Here is a 17,006-nt window from a genome sequence, read left to right on the forward strand (position 1 = left end):
GCCGAAGCAGCCCACGAACCCGAGAAGAATCCGCCCGACGCCCCACCCGGCCCTCCGGCCCCGATATCGACCCGGACAGCTGATCACCAGGAACTGAGGGCGGCATCGTGCGAGAACACCCCACCCCCACTTCCTGGTGATCTTTCTCCCGCGCCGGTCCATTCGCCGAGTGGGCTCTGGTGGTGGCGACACGCCGTGCACTGCCACCGCCGGAGCCCTCTCGAGGCAGCGGCTAGGCGCGCAGGCCGCTGGCGCGGAGGACACGGCGGCCGATGGCGGCGCGGATGGATTCTTCGGTGCCGAGGACTCGGACGTGGCGGCGGGCGCGGGTTATGGCTGTGTAGAGCAACTCTCGGGTGAGGAGGGTGGATTCGGGGCCGGGGAGGACTACCGAGACGGTGTCGTATTGGCTGCCCTGGCTGCGGTGGATGGTCATGGCGTAGACGGTGGTGACGCCGGGGAATTGGGTGGGGTGCACCAGGTAGGGCTCGGTGCCGCGTTGCAGGGCGGCGCGCAGGGTGCCGTCGGGGGCGCGGACGATGACGCCGGTGTCGCCGTTGTAGATGCGGGCCTCGTGGTCGTTGGCGGTGACCAGGAGGGGCTGGCCCGGATACCAGTGTCCGGGGCCGGGATCGGTGCTGATGCCGGCGGCGACCACCCAGCTCGCGGCCAGGCGATCCCAGCGTTCGACACCGTAGGGGCCCTGGCGGTGTGCGCAGAGCAGGCGGTGCGATTCGAGGGCGGTGAGTGCGGCGGTGGCATCACCGGCCTCGGCCGCGTCCGTGGCGGCCCGGGCCGCGCGCAGCACATCCGTGCGCACCTCCGTCGTGTCGTCCGGACCGTGCAGCGTCAATTCGGTCCCACCGGCGACCAGCAGTTCCCAGGCGGTATCCGCATCGCCCGCCCGCACGGCCACCGCGAGTTCGGCAATGCGACCGCCGAAGCGGCGGCCGCGGGTGAGGCGAACGATGCCGCCGCGCAATCGTTCTCGCTCACGGACCGACAGCGCATCGGGATGGCCTGCGGTATCCCGCAATTCGCCGCCGAGTATCTGCTCCAGCGCCGGATTCGCCTGGCCCGCAATCGGTCCGGCGACGAGGTCGGCGAGCACCGCACCGGCGTCGACGGAGGCCAGCTGATCCGGGTCGCCGACGAGCACCAGGCGGGCATCGGGGCGGACGGCGGGCAGCAGCCGGCTCATCATGGTCAGGGACACCATGGAGGTTTCGTCCACCACGATCACGTCGTAGGGCAGCCGGTTGAACTCGTGGTGCTTGAACCGGCTCGCACCACCGCGCTGCCAACCCAGCAGGCGGTGCAGGGTGGCGGCGGTGAGCTCGGGCAGGCCGATGTCACCGGCCTGCTCGCGCACCGACTCCTGCAGTCGCGCCGCGGCTTTGCCGGTGGGCGCGGCCAGCGCGATGCGCAGCGCGGGCGCCCCCGGCATGGCCTGCTGATGCGCCACCAGCAGCGCCAGCACGCGCGCGATGGTGTGCGTCTTGCCGGTACCCGGGCCACCGGCCACCACGGTGGTCCACTGCGTCGCAGCCAGCGCGACCGCGAGCCGCTGCCGATCCGGCGGCTCTCCCGGCCCGCCCTCACCGGGAAACAGCCGATCCAGCTCGCGCCGAACCAGTTCCGCATCCACCATGGGCTGGGTGGTGGAACGCTCGGTGAGCGCCTGCCGGATGGTCTCCTCCTGCCGGTAGTACCGATCCAGGTAGAGCAGCGGACCGGCGTCTGATCCGGGTGGGTCGATCAATCGCAAAGGTCGCAGTGGCCCCGCCGGGCTCCCGCACACCAGCGGACTCTTGCGCAGCGCCGCGATCACCTCGTCCACATCGGGCCACGGCAGCGTCGCCGGATCGATCGAGGACTCCTCGGTCCCTTCGGCATCCACGCCGATCTCGTGCATCCGCCGCACTTCCAGGCATACCGATCCGGACCGCACCGCACGCACCGCCAGCGCGGTCGCGAACAGCACCGCCCCCGAATTCTCCTGACCCAACCGTCCCAGTCGATAGGCCACGTGCAGATCCGCCGCCGACAACACCCCGGCCGCATTGAACGTCTGCAACAGCCCGGTCCCCCGCTGCGCCAACTGAATCGACGTCATCGCGCTATCTCCCGTCGGCTGTCCGCCGAGTTCCGAACGGACTCTTTCGCACCCGCCCACAACAGATCGGCGGTGGCAGATTCACAGACCGTCACAGCCAGGTCCGGGCTGCGCCCACTATCGGTGCGATTCAACGGTCTGCCTCCGGGTTCGTCAGTTCGCCTGCGAGCAGGAGGGACAGGTCCTCGACGAGGGCGGGGGGCGGCTTCCAGTCGAAGACGCCGCAGCCGTCCGGGGTGTCGGGGCCGATCATGCCTCGGACGAAGAGGTAGCGGATGCCGCCGAGGTGCTGGGCGGGGTTGTAGCCGGGGAGGCGCCAGCGCAGGTAGCGGTGCAGGGCGGCGGAATACAGGATGGCCTGGAGCGGGTAGTGGGAGCGCATCATTTCGGCGGCCATGCGCTCGTGGGTGTAGTGGGCGACGGTGAGGTCGCCTTGGCCGAGACGGTTGGTCTTGTAGTCGACCACGACGAAAGACGGTCCGGGGGTGCGCAATACGGCGTCGATACTGCCGGTGAGGTAGCCGCGCAGCGGAGTGTCGTCCAGATGCGCGAGTTGGTCGGCGTAGGGGGCGAAGACATCGCCGGCGGGGAGGTGGCGGCGCAGCAGTTCGGCAATGCGGCGCACCGTCACCCGGGTCGGGGTGGGATTGTCGCCACCGGCGAGGGGCAATTCGAAATCGAGTTCGCTGAGCCGGTCGCGGGCGGAAATCTGTGCCAGGGAACCGAATCCGATCGGGGTGTGCATGACCGCGAGGAGTGCGTCGGCGAGCACCTCCGGATCGGCGTCGAACATCTGCTCGGCGACGGCATGCCGGCAGCGGGCCCGCATCTCGGCGGCCAGGTCGGCCGCATCGGTGTCGACGTACTCCAGGATCTCGTGCACCAGCGTGCCGAATTCCGCACCGTAGGGCAGCGCATTCATGAGCGACGGTGCGGCGGTGGCGAATACGTCGACGGTGTCCTCGAGCACGCTCGGGGTCTCGGGCTCGTCACTGACCCCGCCACCGTCGGGCTGATCACCGGCGGGCATGGCATCGTGCGCACCCGCGGTCAGCGCCGAGTACGAGGTGCGCCGCCACTCCTGATCCAGGGTGCGGTCGAAATGCGCGACGGCCAGGGCTTCGGGCAGCGACGCCGCATGGTCGCGCTGCAGGCGGGCCCGCCTGATCTCGCGCACCGGCTCGACGGCGATCACACCGGGTTCAGCGGTCGACGCCCACTCCGAAATACGTTTGAGCACCACCGAATCAGCGGGCACCGCGACTTTGTCCGCCACCGCCGGACTGCCGGGCTCACGGCCGAGGATCATCCGGTGCAGCGGCGCGGTCTGGGTATCGAACGCGGGCGCCCACCAGGCCACCACCTGCGCGCCCGCACGGGTGAGCGCCACATACAGCAGGCGCAGTTCCTCGGCGGCCTCCTCGGCCTCGGCGCGCGGCTTGCGAGTGCCGTAACCGGACGCGTCCGGCCCGCCCACATCGAGCACACGGCGGCCCTGCTCATCATGGAACAGCAGCGTCGGCGGATTGCGCAGCTTCGCGGCATCCCAGGCGAAAGGCAGGTAGACGACCGGGAATTCGAGTCCCTTACTGGCATGCACGGTGGCTATCTGCACGGCCGCGGCATCACGGTCCAGCCGACGGCTGCGATCGGCGACACTGCCGGACGCGGGATCGCGCACCCGATCACCCAGCCAGCGGGTCAGCGCGCTCAGACCCAAACCCTCACGCAGCGCGGCATCGTCGAGCAATTGGGCAATGTGGCGCAGGTCGGTGAGCTGCCGCTCGCCGCCCTCCAGGGCGAGCAGTCGCGGAGCCAGCCGTGTTTCCGCGCTCATCTTCTCGAAGACTGCGGCGAACCCGGCGCGGGCGAACAGCCGTGCCGAATCCCGCAGTTCGGCGCTCAGGCGTCCGACGAGATCCGCTCCGCCGGAATCGATCTCGTCCGCCGCAATTCCGAGCAATGCGGTTCCGGCGGCCAGGCGCACCGGATCGGCGCGGTGCGGTTGCTCCAAAGCGTGCAGCACCCACAGCCATTCGGTGGCCGACGGCGTGCCGAACACACTCGCGCCGCCCGCCAGCACCGAGGCCACCCCGGCCAGTTCCAGCTCCTTGCGCACCAGGTCGAGCTGATTGCGATTGCGCACCAGGATCGCGATATCGCCGGGCCCGAGCGGCCTTTCGCCCGCGGTCCCGGCCTCGATGCGCGTCCCTGATTCCAGCAGGCGCACGATATCCGCGGCCACATCGGCGGCAATGCGCTCGCGCTGGCGCCCGACGGTCGGATAGCCCGAACGGTTCAGCGGTCCCGCACCGGTGCGCGGAAGGCATCGCAGCCGGAAGGGCGTCACCGATTCAGCAGCTCCGGAGAGCCGCGTGTAGGGGCGGGTGGCCGCTACCGCGTGCACGGTGATTTCCTTGTGCCCCAGCGCCGCACCGCCGTGCAGATGTTCCAGGGCGGTGAGCAGTCCGGCGTCACTGCGCCGATTGGTGGTGAGCTCGCGCCGAGAGTCGGCGTGCGCCACCGCATCCAGATAACTGAGCACCTCCGCACCGCGGAAGGCGTAGATCGCCTGCTTGGGATCGCCGACCAGGACCAGCGTGGTGTGCCCGTGGAACGCGCGCCGCAGAATGTCCCACTGCAGCGGATCGGTGTCCTGGAATTCATCGACCAGCGCCACCTGGAACCGGTCCCGAATGCGCTGGCAGGCGCGCGGCCCGTGCTCCGGATCGGCCAGCACATCGTGTAGCAGCACCAGCAGATCGTCGAAGTCCCGCAGCCCCGAAAGCTGTTTGCGCCGTGCGGTTTCCGCGCGCGCCGCCTTCGCGAACGACACCCGCTCCCCCGCCGGATCGTCCTCGGACTCGGCCTCCGGCACCAGCATGGCGGCGCCGTCCCCCACCGCCGCCGCGGCCAGGCGCTGCGCATCGGCGGGACTGAACGGCGGGATATCCCGCGCGTACCGGCTCAGATACAGATCATCGGCGACGGTGGACACCACCTCGTCGACGTTCTCCACCAACCGCACCCCCGGGTCCTGCTCCCCCGCCAAGCCCAGCTCGTCCAGCATCCGCTGGCAGAAACTGTGCGTGGTCGCAATGGTCCCGGCATCGAAATCCGACAGCGCCGCCAGTAATCGCTCCCGCCGCGCCGCCACCTCCCCCGGATTCGCCTGCGCCAGATGCCGAATCAGCTCATCACCCTGCGCCTGCGCCCGCTCCGGATCGGCCAGCGCCGCCGCCACCGAGACGAACCGATCCCGCGTCCGCTCCCGCAACTCCTGCGTGGCCGCCCGGCTGAACGTCACCAGCAGCAACTCCGAGATATCCACCCCGGCCTCGGCCACGAACCGCACCGCGAGCCCGACAATGGCGTACGTCTTACCCGTCCCCGCACTCGCCTCCAGCACCGTCGTCCCCACCGGCAACGGCCCGGTCAGCTGGAATCCGTCGCCCGGATCGCCGTCCACGGCATCGGTATTCGAACCCGCCGAACCTTCGGCCGATCCGGACAATTCCGCTGCCGCCCAGAGACCGTCACCCATCGATCGCGGCAGGTCCGCATCGGCATCCATACCGCCTGCGGCAGGCGCCGGATCGGCGAACCCGGGCAGAGCGCGCGCGGCAGCTCCGAACAGATCCGGTGCGTCCTCGGCGTCTTCCCGGCCCGGGCCGGTCATCTCGCCCGCTCGACCACTGCCTTCCCGCGACGCCACGGGATTGCCCACCGCATCGCCGTGCGGGTCAGGCTGCCCTCGTCCGCTCCGCGCACTCACCCCGCCTGTCTCATCCCGCGCCGACCGCTCGGCGGCCCCGCCACTCTCGGGCGTGACATCCTCGACCAGGCTGAAGAGATCGGCGCCGTCGTCACCCGCCGGTGTGCGGGCAGCGCGCGACTCGCCGCCCGCCGCGTCACCGCTGCGGCGGGCGCGGGTGGTGGGACGGACGTCGAGGTCCGGGTCGGCGATCGAGAACAGGTCGTCGGTCATCCGCGCCTTTCGTTTTCGGGGGCGGACCGCGGGTGCGGGGTGATCATGGCTGGCTTTGATTCTCGTTGGTGAGCAAGGGGTTCCACAGGCGGCGCGCCAGTTCGCCGAAGCGGGTGGGTTCAGCCTCCATGGCGGTCGGCGCGGTGGTCAGGGCGCCGGTGAGCTGGTGGAAGCGCGGGGTGGGGCCCAAGACGTAGCGCAGGTAGCGGTCGGTGTGTTCGCCGTAGCGGCCGGGACCGTCCTTGCCGCCGTCGAATTCGTGCTCGGCGGCGATCAGCGATTCGTCCGGCGACGCGCCCTGGCAGCGGCGTTCCGCGTAGGCGGCCGAGGCGGCGGGCGCGATGGGGAGCGCCTCGGTCAGGCCTTCGTCCCGCAGTGCGCACAGATCGCGCAGGAAGGCCCGGGCCGCAGGGGCATTCGGGGCCGTGAGGGTGGATTGCCATGCGGGACGGCCATGTTTGCCCCGGCCGATGGTGATGGCCCGCCAACTCTGATGATCACCGGCCGCGGCGAGCGCGAGCAGCCGAACCCAGGCCGCCATGCGATGTTTCGGGGCGAGGCGGGAGAAGGTGGTCCGCAGCAGCGCATCATCGTGCACATCGGGCACGGTACCGGTGAGCCGGCGGCCGTCGCCCAGGTCCACCGCGATATCGACGGTGCGGGCGGGAATCTCGTGCATCGGCTGCGCGACCCGCACCAGCCGGTCCACCGTGGTCTCCACCTCGTCGAGCACGGCCGCCCCGAGCGCGAACGGCGGCAGCGTCCCGCGCCGCCATTCGGCCGCGCGCAGCGCATTCGGATCGACGCCGGTGAGCCTGGCGTTCAACATCCGTTCGCCCATACCCCATTTGGTGAGCCCGTCCAGCTCGATGGGCAGGCGGTCGGCAATCTCCTCCGCACTCTCGGGTACTCGAATTCCCAAGCGCTGCCACAGGAATGCCCGCACCGGATGTTCGACGAAGGAGACCAGATCGGCCAGTTCCACATCACTGCGCTCGCTGCCGGGCAGGGCAGCGGCCAGGAACGGCGGCCGCGGTGCGGGCGCCTGCTGCGCGGCGAGCGCACCGGCCAGTGCGACACCGTCGAAGCTGAACGGCTTGCCGGCCCGGAAATTGCGGCGATCGAAGGGCTGCAGCGGATGCCGTGTGATCACCTGATCCAGCGCCGGCGCACCGACGTGTGCGCGCACGGTGTCCAGCAGTTCGGCCAGCGGAATGGCGGGCGGCCGATGCGCGCCGCTGACCGGATCGGATCCGGTGTGCAACAGCACAAGTCGCTCTCCCGCCGCCATGATGGCATCGAGCAGCAACTGCCGGTCCTCACTGCGCGGATCACGATCACCCGGCAAGCGGTGCCGCCCCAGCACATCGTCCCCGTCCGCACCGCCGGCGCGCGGGAACACCTCGTCATCCAGACCCAGCAGCACCACCACGCGATGCGGTACCGAACGCATCGGCACCATGGTGCACACCGTCAGCTCACCCGTGCGGAAGTTGGCCCGCGAGGGCCGCCCCGCCAGTCGCGCGGCCAGCAGCGCGGCAATATCGGTGAGCCGCAAGGGAATCTGCCCGGCGTGCTCGGTGGCGGCGGCCAGCTCGCGCCGCGCCTGCACCGCCATCCAGCCCTGGCTGTAGGGCACGTCGGTGAGCAGATCGAGCGCACGCCCCAGCACGGTCGCCCATTCGGCGGCGGGCCGCGCGGACCCGGCCGGTTCGGCGAGCGTGGGCCCGCGCAGATCGCGCAGGCAGACCGCGAGCCGATCCACGAACTCCGCGAACCGCCCGGCCAGATCGATGTCATTGCTGTCGACATCGTCGAGCGGCAGCACCAGATCCAGCCAGTCCTCGGTGGATTCGCCCGCGGCCACACCCAGCAGGATCCGGTCGACGGCGGCATTGAGGGTGTTCTGCGCGAAGTCACCGAGCCCGAAGGCCTGGCGCTGGCGCAGCCCGATCCCCCAGCGCGCCCCGGTCTCGGCCGACCACTCGCGCAGCCGCTCGATATCGTCATCGTCGAAACCGCAGCGCAGCCGAATCGGTTCGGTCGCAGCAAGATCGAGAACTTCGGTGACGGTGACCCGGCCGTCGGCGAGCTCCAGCAGCGTGGCGATCACATCCAGCAGCGGGTTCACCGCCCGCTGGGCGCGGTCGGCCAGGCGCACCCGCAATCCGTGCGCGGGATGGCCGGGCTGGGTCCCGTCGATGGACCACTGTCCGAAGGCGGCCCGCACCAGCGGCGCGTAACTCTCGACATCCGGGCACATGACGATGACGTCGCGCGGCTCCAATGTCGGGTCCGCGGTGAACAATCCGAGCAGGGCGTCGCGCAGCACCTCGACCTGCCGCGCCGGACCGTGACAGGAGTGCACGGAGATACTGCCGTCGGCGAGCGCCGGTTCGGGCATGAGCGACCAGCGGTCCTGCCGGATGGCGCCCTGCAATTCCGACAACAGGGTGCGGGCGCCGCTGGTCTCGGGCTGCGGATGATAGGTGTCGATGTGGTCGTAGGCGGCCAAGCGCTGCTGCAGCTCGCGCACATCGCGGCCGAGCGCGGCGAGCAGCGGATGCCGCACGCGCACACCTGAATTCGGGATCACCTCGGCATCGGCCAGCTTGGTCCACAGCGCCGGGCTGGGATGCACCAGCCACAGGTGCACACTGCGCCCGGCCGACAGGGCGGACAGCACCTGCAATTGATCGGTGGTCAATCGGGTCACGCCGAAGAGCGAAATCCGTTCCGGCAGCGAGACCGCATCCGGCTCGGCCCGCAGTCGCGCGCAGGCCGCGTCGAGTCGTTCGGCCGGGCTCGGCGTACCGACCGCCGCCCGCAGTCGCCGCCACAGCATGGGCTGCCACAGCAGATCGGGCGGCAGCTGGTGGCCCGCGCCGTCGGTATCGGAACCGGCCGCCCAGTCCGTGATCATGGCCGGGCGCTGCATCGCATACCCGCCGAAGAGTTCGGCAATGCGCGCCGCCGTCGCATACCGCCGGCCCACCCGATGCCCGCCCGCATCACCGTTGCCGAGATGGCGGGCCAGCACCGCGCTCCACGGTTCGGTCAGCGCGGCGTCGAGCACCGGCAGCAAGGTCCACACCACCCGCTCGGGCGCCCACGGATCCTCGTCGGGAATCAGTCCGGTCGCCTCCGCCAGTACCCGGGCCACCAGTGCGGCCGGATCGGCGAAATCGATATTGGCCGCCACGCCGTCGGCGTGCGCGGCGCTGCCGAGCACCACGCCCAGCCGCTGCTGCAGCCAGCGCTCGACGCCCTTGGCGGGGACAGCGACCACTTCCGGGGTGAACGGATCGCCGAGCGGATCCGCGAGCAGCCCGGCGAGCGCGTCGGCAAGCGTGTCAGCACGCTCCGCACGATGAATGTGCACGACCTGTGTTTATACAGCCAGCGAACGATATGCAATCATCTGGCTCCACGGTCGGCCGCGTGACACCCACCACACGCCCGTGATTTGCTAGGGCGCGCCACTCCGAATTTCTAGTGTGGTATGCGACAGTGCATTTCGGGGAGATCGTTGGTCCATCACGAAAGGCTGGTTGCGCGATGTCTGCGTCTGTGATTCCCATGATCCCGAGACGCGGGTTCACCGTCCGGCGGGTCGGAGAACGCTGGGAGCTGGTGAATTCCCGGTACTACGGTCGCAGCGTCGTGCTGCAGAGCTGGGCGCGCGATCGCCACACCGAGGCGTTCGAACACTGCTATCGCCTCAACAGCCGCCGCACCGAAGAACTCACCGCCGCATTCCGCTGAGCGATTCGGGCGAGTCTCGAATCCGGGCGCGCCGCAGCGAAAGCGCATGCGCGCCAGGGCTCCAGCAGCGGACTCGCCGAATCGGACAACGAAACCCCCTGTGACAGCGGCATTTCGATAGCACACGGGGCAAACCAGCTCAAGACGTGCAAAACAGGCATTGCGGTGTCTATTGTTTCCCTCCGTGCGTTCCCCGAAGGCCCGGCGCTCCCGCGTGGCCGCCTCCACCTGCCTCCTCGCCGCCGCGGCACTGATTCCCGCCGCGCCGGCATTCATCCCCTCCGCCGGTGCCAAACCGGTCCTCATGCAGGGCTGCCTGCAGGGATTCGACTGCGATATGAGCAATCGAATAGCCGCGGTCGACAACTATCTCGCCGGCCGGCCCGGCGTCACCGGATATGTGATGCGTGACCGCGTCTCGGGTGGCATGTACCGGAATGGCAACGCGGACACCATGTTCTGGACCGCGTCCACCATCAAACTCGCAATCGCGGAGGATCTGCTGAATCGCGCCCGTGTGGGCGCCATCACGCTGGGTCCCGACGATCGCGCCACCATGGAGGGCATGCTGGCAACCTCCAATGACGCGGACGCCGACATCCTCTGGAACAAATTCGCCGGCGTCGATCGCATGTCCTTCAACAACGCGTTCCGCGCCAACGGCATGAGCGGGCTCACCCCGCTGCCGCCCACCACCTCGCTGGAGCAGGTCAAGCTCTTCCCGGACTGGGGCTTCCAGCAGTGCACCCCCGGCGATCTCGATCGGCTCATGGACAACGTCCTGAACCATATGAATCCGGACGACCGGGCCTACCTGGTGGACCGCATGCGCAAGGTCGACACCAATCAGCACTGGGGCGTCTGGGGCGCGGGCGCGGCCATGCAGCCGGGTCTGAAGAACGGCTGGTCCGATGAGCAGGGCGGCTGGGTCGTCAATTCGGTCGGCTTCGCCGGGCCGGGCGAGCGCTACACCCTGGCCATCATGACCGAGCAGGGCCCGGACGGGAGTTACACCGACGGGTCCGAGACCACCACGCACGTCGCGCAGCTGTTGTTCGCGGGGCGCTGAGCCAGCGGGTTGTTCGCGGGCGCCGAGCGCGCATGTCTTGGCGCCCCGAACTCCCCTTCGTATTGTATTTTCAGACCTGATGTCCTTTAAGTCGGTTTCCGAATGATCCTGATTCGTCGTCGAACCTCACGCCCCACTACCCTTGGACGTGAAGTGTCGTAGTTTCACGTCTGGGTTTCACCGTCTGGCTAGGAGCAGGGACTAGATGAACGCCGATAATTCCGTCGCACAGCGCCACCGCGTGGTGGTGATCGGGTCCGGGTTCGGCGGCCTCTTCGCTTGCAAGCACCTGCGGAAGGCCGACGTCGACATCACGCTCATCTCCAAAACCTCCACCCACCTGTTCCAGCCGCTGCTGTACCAGGTGGCGACCGGCATCCTGTCGGTCGGTGAGATCGCGCCCGCCACCCGCATCGTGCTGCGCAAACAGCAGAACGTGCGGGTCATCATGGGCGATGTCAACGACATCGACGTGAAGGGCGGCACCGTCACCTCGCGGCTGCTGAACCAGGACACCGTCACCCCGTTCGACAGCATCATCGTCGCCGCCGGCGCGCAGCAGTCGTACTTCGGCAACGATCAGTTCGCCACCTACGCGCCCGGTATGAAGACCATCGACGATGCCCTCGAATTGCGCGCGCGCATTCTCGGCTCCTTCGAGGAGGCCGAGCTCGCCAAGGACCAGGAGACGCGCGACCGATTCATGACCTTCGTGGTCGTCGGCGCGGGACCCACCGGCGTCGAATTGGCCGGGCAGATAGCCGAACTCGCGGACCGCACGCTGGACGGCACCTTCCGCAATATCGACACCCGCGACGCGCGCGTCATTCTCGTCGAGGGCGCGGGCGCGGTGCTGGCCCCGATGGGCCCGAAGCTCGGCGGCAAGGCGCATCAGCGGCTGGAGAAGATGGGCGTGGAGATCCAGCTCAACGCCATCGTCACCAATGTCGACGCGCGCGGCGTCACCATCAAGGACGGCGACGGCACCCGGCGCATCGAATCCGCCTGCAAGGTGTGGTCGGCCGGTGTGCAGGCCAGCGGCCTCGGCAAGATCCTGGCCGAACACTCCGAGGGCACCGAGGTCGACCGTGCCGGACGCGTGATCGTCGAACCGGATCTCACCATCAAGGGCTACCCGAACGTCTTCGTGGTCGGCGATCTGATGTCCGTACCGGGTGTGCCCGGGCAGGCGCAGGGTGCGATCCAGGGCGGTACGTACGCGGCGAAGGCCATCAAGGACGGCATTGCCGGGCACAAGCCCGAGGAGCGCAAGCCGTTCAAGTACTTCGACAAGGGCTCGATGGCCACCGTCTCGCGCTTCTACGCGGTCGCCCAGGTGGGCAAGCTGGAGTTCAGCGGCTTCTTCGCCTGGCTCGCGTGGCTGGCGCTGCACCTGTGGTACCTGGTCGGTTTCCGCAGCCGCTTCGTGACGGTGCTGGAGTGGTTCACCTCCTTCCTGGGCCGCCACCGCGGGCAGATGGCCGCCACCGAGCAGTGGGTGTTCGCCCGGCTCGCACTCGAAGCACTGGATGATCCGGACGAAGCGCGCGAACTGCACAAGCAGATCGGCGGCGAATCCGCTTCCGGCGGCGGCAAATCCGCGGCGAACGCCAAGGCGGCCCCGGCCACGGAGACCCGCGCCGGCTGACCACACCGTCAAGGGCCCATGACCCGACCAATCCGGCACGCCGACCGGATCCGAATGTCCGACGTCCGTCGACATTCGTTCAGAAAGGTCATCCATGGGCAAACGCCAACCGGCTGATCAGGTTTCCTCGCATCGCCGCCGTATCGGGTCCCTCGCCCTCGCGGGAGCACTCCCCCTCGTCGCCGCTCTCGCCACCGCCGGAACCGCTGCGGCGGATCCGGTTGCCGGCGACGACAATCCGTCCGCCGTGATCGAGAACCAGCCCACGACCCCCGCACAGCCCGGACTCGTCCTCGACTCCCCCTTCGGCCAGCTCAATGTGCCGGTGCCCCCGATGGTGTCGGAAGGCGCGCGGCCGTGGGCCGAGACCGCCGCGGCACCCGTGGGCGCCCCGGCCGACGGCGGGTCGTCCGAAGCCGCACCGGTCATCGACCCGGTGACGGACGCGGCCGACCCCCTGGTCGACGCGGCGGGCGTGCCCGCACCGCTGGTGCGGGTCGGCCGCAACTCCGCCACCGGGGTGCGCGATATCCCGAACGGCCCGGTGGCGGCGGTCGATGTGCAGGGTCTGCACATGCCCGACCCGTCGCTCGCGGCCGACGTCGCCCCGATCGCAGCCCCGGAGGGCAAGCTGCGCTTCGGCGATACGCAAATCGATATCCCGGCCTTCCTGACACCCGAGCAGGCCGCACAGGTCAATGACTACTCGGCCCGGACCGAGGCGAATCTCGCGCGCACCCTCGATTCGGCCGGCTTCGAGCCGAGCCGTTCGGACCGGATCGCCGCGCAGACCGTCGGCACCGCTGCCGTGGGTGCGGCGGTGGGTGTGGGCGTCGCCGCGCCCGCGGAGGTCGCCGGCGGAGTGCTGGGCGGCGTCATCGGGGGTATGGCGGGCACGCCCTTCGCTCCGGCCGGGTGGGTTGTCGGCCCGGCCATCGGCGCGAGTGCGGCGCTGTCGCTCATCGCGGTGCCCGCGGCGACCCTCGGCGCCACGGTCGGTGCGGCGGTGGGTGCGGTGAACGGTGTGCTGGCTCCCGCGACCGCGCCGGCGGCGGATGCGGCGGCTCCCGGAGTAGCAACCGCCGAGTAATGATCGATTTGTCGGGGCCGGAATCCATCAACTGGGATTCCGGCCCCGTTTTCGTGAACTACCAAGCAGTTAGCTAACTTTCGGCAATGCGGACGTTCTACGCGACTCCGTTCACCGACCAATCCAGTTGACCGACGGGTCCGAATGCTGGGCGTCGATGTTCACCCTCGGAGGAAAGGACGCGAATGGCCGCAGGTAAGCACAGAGCACTCAACCCGCATCGCACCAAGGTCGGCACCGTAGTTGCAGCGGGTGCCGTTCCGCTAGTCTTGGCGATCGTCGGAACGGGTACCGCCAATGCCGCACCGGAGACATCCAATTCGGTGACGGCACACGACGATACGTCCAAGCAGTGGCCGGCGGCGGATGCTCCCAATGTCAGCCCTTACGAGGGCATGCACATCCCAGGTGACACCAAGAGCTCCATCCAGTGGTCGCGTCAGGCCCCGGACAAGAGCTATCTGGCCCCGGTCGGCGTGCTGCACGCACCCGTCCCCGTGGCCGCCGTGCCGCCGATCGCGCCGCTCCCGGGCAAGTTCCGGTTCGGCGACTCCTCGTTCGACATCCCGGCCGGGATGGACAGCGAACAGGCGATCCAGATCAATGACCAGGCCGCCACGACCGAGGCGAATCTCGCCACCTTCCTCGATTCGATCGGCATGGAGCGCAGCCGTTCCGACCGCATTGCCGGCCAGACCGTCGGCACCGCGGCCATGGGAGCGATGGCAGGAGCCGGATCGGCCGTGCCCATCGCGCTCACCTCGGCGACCGTCGGCGCCGCACTCGGCCTGGTGGTCGGACTTCCGCTGTTCCCGGTCGGCCTCGTCGCCGGTCCGGCGCTCGGTGCTGCCGCGGGTGCGGCGGTCATCGAGGTACCCGCAGCCGCGGCCGGCGCCGTGGTGGGTGCCATGGTCGGCGCGGTGAATGCGTACAACGCACCGCCTCGGGTCGTCGGCGACTGATTACGCTCGGCGACAAGCTTTTTGCAGCAGATTGATACACACGGCGGGAACCGGGCGCGAGGTCCGGTTCCCGCCGTGTTGCTGAATGTCCTACACGCGCAGGGCAATTGCGGTGCGGGTGAACAGGGTTCCGCCCGCCGCGAGCGGCAGCAGCGCCGCATTCATCCCGGTGGTCTCCGCCGGGCGGTCATCCGGATAGGTCAGCACGCTCTCCAGTGCTCGCGGGCCGGTCAGCGCGTCATCGGTCGCGGCGTCCGCACCGAGATCCAGGCGGTGCCGCAGGAGTGGCAGATCGCCGATATCGGCGCGCAATTCCCCGGACCAGAAACCGTGGTCTTCACCCGTGCGACCGATCTGCACGCGCTCCCGAAGCCGCAGTCTCGCACCCTCTTCCAACCGCACCGTGGTGAGCGTCTCGTGTTCGGCCCCTCCGGCGACCACGGTCGGCTCGGGATCGAAATCCAGCTCCCCGCCCGCCGCCACCTCGAAGTGCCAGTGCGCCAGCGATTTCCGGGTCTGACGGCCCGGGAGCGCAATCGTGGCCGCCACCGAGCGCACCAGCAGGCGCGCACCCGCGCCGACCGTGATCCGAATATCCAGCTCGTCACCGCCCAATGGCGTTGCGGCCGTACCGATCAGGTGCACGGTATCGACTCCGGTGCGGCGCGCCGCCAGACCGCCGACCGCGTGAATCTGCGGCAAGGTCCCGGCGACGGCGGTGATTCGCAGCTCAGTGCGCATATCGCACCGGCTCAGTGCCCATGGCCGACCCGTGTGGCGCGCAGCTCGGTTGGCCCCGCGAGTTGCAGCTCGGTCGGCCCCGCGAGAGGCGGCTCAGTCAGTCGCACGGCACGCAGCTCAATCGGCCGTGCGGCACGCAGCTCAGTGCGAGTGTGCGGCACCGGCCGTCGCATCCTGCTCGGCGGCCAGGCGCAGCTGTTCGCGCACCCAGGTCAGTACCGGTGTGGCGGCCGGGTCCTCGGTGAGTGAGGTGAAGACGAACGGCCGTCCCTCACGCACTTTGGTCGAATCGCGGTCCATGACAGCCAGATCCGCGCCCACCATGGGGGCGAGGTCGGTCTTGTTGATGACTAGCAGGTCCGAGAAGGTGACGCCCGGGCCGCCCTTGCGCGGGACCTTATCGCCGCCGGCCACGTCCACCACGAAGATCTGTGCGTCGATCAGGCCGGAGGAGAAGGTGGCGGTGAGATTGTCGCCGCCGGACTCCACCAGGATCAGGTCCAGGGGCGGATTCGCCTCGACGAGATCGTCGATGGCGTCCAGGTTCGCGGTGATGTCATCACGAATCGCGGTGTGCGGGCAACCGCCGGTCTGCACCGCGGTGATGCGCTCATCCGCGAGCACCGCGTGCCGGCGCAGGAAGTCGGCATCCTCGGTGGTGTAGATGTCGTTGGTCAGTACGGCCAGGGACAGCTCGTCGCGCAGCTGCCGGCACAGTGCCGCCACGAGCGCGGTCTTACCCGAACCGACCGGTCCGCCGATGCCGATGCGCACCGGCTCCCCGGGTGTGCGCGCCCGCTTGGGCCGGTCGTGGTGATGATCGTGCGGTTCACCGTCGATGAGGTGGGGTGGCATATGTGCTCCTTTCCGCAGTCATCCTGGCCGATGCACGTAAAAGGCTTGTTACCTGCCCTCGATCCGCTGGTCAGGACGCGAACAGGGGCATATCCCGCTTGATATGGCGTTCGGCCAGCACGTCCTGGAGTGGGTCCGAGAGGGATATCATCGCCTTCGTCGCCTCCTGTGCGGTGCGATCACAGACCTCGGCGAGTCGGATGGTGCACGCGGCGACCGCGGCCGGATCTAGCGCGAGCAAACGCTGCGCGGCCGTCGCCGCGCCCGTCATGGTCGTGTAGACGACAACCCCCGCGATCTCCTCCGGCGCGGACCCGGAAACCACGCCGACCACCCCGAATACCGTCGACAGATGCGGGCGGGCGCCGACTCCGGTCCAATCGCCCTGCGGCCAGACCTGTTTCGCCAGTCGGAGCAGGCCACGCCCCTGTGCGCGGGAGGCGGTGCGCGCGCTGGGTGACGGGGTTCGCGCATCCGCCTCCAGCTCGGCACGGGCGGGTTCCAGGGTGCCCGCACACACCGCCGCGGCGAGCGATGCCGCCACCGCTCCCGAGGTGCGGATGCGCCGGCGCAGATACAGCTCCACCGTCGCCACATCGCGGACCACCCCGGAGGACACCGCCTCCTCCACGCCGCCGGAATGCACGTGGCCGCCGATGGGCAGCCGGGAATCAGCCAGGGTGAGCAGCATGGCCAGACTCATCGACACACCTCCGGATTTCGCATCGCTCGATCCTAAGCCGCCCCTAGCGGACGCTTGACCTCAACCTTG

11 protein-coding genes are annotated in these 17,006 nt (G+C 69.3%); 5 read left to right on the plus strand and 6 right to left on the minus strand.

Going from position 1 to position 17,006, the window contains the following annotated elements; translation table 11 throughout:
* Positions 1–232: 232 nt before the first annotated feature.
* The 3 genes from recD to recC form a co-directional block, all read right to left on the minus strand.
* The gene (recD, locus tag ABZX86_RS10215) at positions 233–2,116 is read right to left on the minus strand and encodes an exodeoxyribonuclease V subunit alpha (protein WP_355122030.1); all 1,884 of its coding nucleotides are present in this window, start codon (positions 2,114–2,116) and stop codon (positions 233–235) included.
* 130 nt (positions 2,117–2,246) lie between these two features.
* Positions 2,247–6,104 (minus strand): UvrD-helicase domain-containing protein, encoded by a 3,858-nt coding sequence (locus ABZX86_RS10220; RefSeq protein WP_355122032.1) that lies wholly within the window; start codon positions 6,102–6,104, stop codon positions 2,247–2,249.
* Between the two features lie 43 nt (positions 6,105–6,147).
* Positions 6,148–9,486 (minus strand): exodeoxyribonuclease V subunit gamma, encoded by a 3,339-nt coding sequence (recC, locus tag ABZX86_RS10225; RefSeq protein ID WP_355122034.1) that lies wholly within the window; start codon positions 9,484–9,486, stop codon positions 6,148–6,150.
* 176 nt (positions 9,487–9,662) lie between these two features.
* On the opposite strand from recC, the gene ABZX86_RS10230 reads away from it, so the two are divergent.
* The 5 genes from ABZX86_RS10230 (at position 9,663) to ABZX86_RS10250 (ending at position 14,638) form a co-directional block, all read left to right on the plus strand.
* Positions 9,663–9,869, plus strand: a complete 207-nt coding sequence (locus ABZX86_RS10230; RefSeq protein WP_355122036.1) for a hypothetical protein — start codon at positions 9,663–9,665, stop codon at positions 9,867–9,869.
* A gap of 184 nt (positions 9,870–10,053) precedes the next feature.
* Positions 10,054–10,938, plus strand: a complete 885-nt coding sequence (locus ABZX86_RS10235; protein WP_355122038.1) for a tat pathway signal sequence — start codon at positions 10,054–10,056, stop codon at positions 10,936–10,938.
* 205 nt (positions 10,939–11,143) lie between these two features.
* Positions 11,144–12,586: an NAD(P)/FAD-dependent oxidoreductase gene (locus tag ABZX86_RS10240; RefSeq protein ID WP_355122040.1), complete on the plus strand. Its 1,443-nt coding sequence runs from the start codon at positions 11,144–11,146 to the stop codon at positions 12,584–12,586.
* Positions 12,587–12,680: 94 nt separating this feature from the next.
* Positions 12,681–13,676 (plus strand): hypothetical protein, encoded by a 996-nt coding sequence (locus ABZX86_RS10245; protein ID WP_355122042.1) that lies wholly within the window; start codon positions 12,681–12,683, stop codon positions 13,674–13,676.
* Positions 13,677–13,861: 185 nt separating this feature from the next.
* Positions 13,862–14,638 (plus strand): hypothetical protein, encoded by a 777-nt coding sequence (locus ABZX86_RS10250; RefSeq protein ID WP_327139944.1) that lies wholly within the window; start codon positions 13,862–13,864, stop codon positions 14,636–14,638.
* A gap of 90 nt (positions 14,639–14,728) precedes the next feature.
* Here the strand turns inward: ABZX86_RS10250 and ABZX86_RS10255 are convergent, their stop codons facing one another.
* The 3 genes from ABZX86_RS10255 to ABZX86_RS10265 form a co-directional block, all read right to left on the minus strand.
* Positions 14,729–15,379, minus strand: a complete 651-nt coding sequence (locus tag ABZX86_RS10255; protein WP_355122043.1) for an urease accessory protein UreD — start codon at positions 15,377–15,379, stop codon at positions 14,729–14,731.
* A 141-nt stretch (positions 15,380–15,520) separates the two neighbouring features.
* The gene (gene ureG, locus ABZX86_RS10260; RefSeq protein ID WP_327139946.1) at positions 15,521–16,234 is read right to left on the minus strand and encodes an urease accessory protein UreG; all 714 of its coding nucleotides are present in this window, start codon (positions 16,232–16,234) and stop codon (positions 15,521–15,523) included.
* Positions 16,235–16,304: 70 nt separating this feature from the next.
* Positions 16,305–16,937 carry an urease accessory UreF family protein gene (locus ABZX86_RS10265; protein ID WP_355122045.1) on the minus strand — a complete coding sequence of 211 codons (633 nt, stop codon included), beginning with the start codon at positions 16,935–16,937 and terminating at the stop codon, positions 16,305–16,307.
* Positions 16,938–17,006 lie beyond the last annotated feature (69 nt).

The organism is Nocardia sp. NPDC006630 (assembly GCF_040611495.1).
Classification (GTDB): domain Bacteria; phylum Actinomycetota; class Actinomycetes; order Mycobacteriales; family Mycobacteriaceae; genus Nocardia.

Excerpts from the sequence above, each read along its gene's own strand:
- ABZX86_RS10245 (WP_355122042.1), top strand. The coding sequence starts at position 12,681 with ATGGGCAAACGCCAACCGGCTGATCAGGTTTCCTCGCATCGCCGCCGT.
- recD (WP_355122030.1), bottom strand. The coding sequence starts at position 2,116 with ATGACGTCGATTCAGTTGGCGCAGCGGGGGACCGGGCTGTTGCAGACG.
- ABZX86_RS10255 (WP_355122043.1), bottom strand. The coding sequence starts at position 15,379 with ATGCGCACTGAGCTGCGAATCACCGCCGTCGCCGGGACCTTGCCGCAG.
- ABZX86_RS10250 (WP_327139944.1), top strand. The coding sequence starts at position 13,862 with ATGGCCGCAGGTAAGCACAGAGCACTCAACCCGCATCGCACCAAGGTC.
- ABZX86_RS10265 (WP_355122045.1), bottom strand. The coding sequence starts at position 16,937 with ATGAGTCTGGCCATGCTGCTCACCCTGGCTGATTCCCGGCTGCCCATC.
- ABZX86_RS10230 (WP_355122036.1), top strand. The coding sequence starts at position 9,663 with ATGTCTGCGTCTGTGATTCCCATGATCCCGAGACGCGGGTTCACCGTC.
- ABZX86_RS10220 (WP_355122032.1), bottom strand. The coding sequence starts at position 6,104 with ATGACCGACGACCTGTTCTCGATCGCCGACCCGGACCTCGACGTCCGT.
- ureG (WP_327139946.1), bottom strand. The coding sequence starts at position 16,234 with ATGCCACCCCACCTCATCGACGGTGAACCGCACGATCATCACCACGAC.
- ABZX86_RS10240 (WP_355122040.1), top strand. The coding sequence starts at position 11,144 with ATGAACGCCGATAATTCCGTCGCACAGCGCCACCGCGTGGTGGTGATC.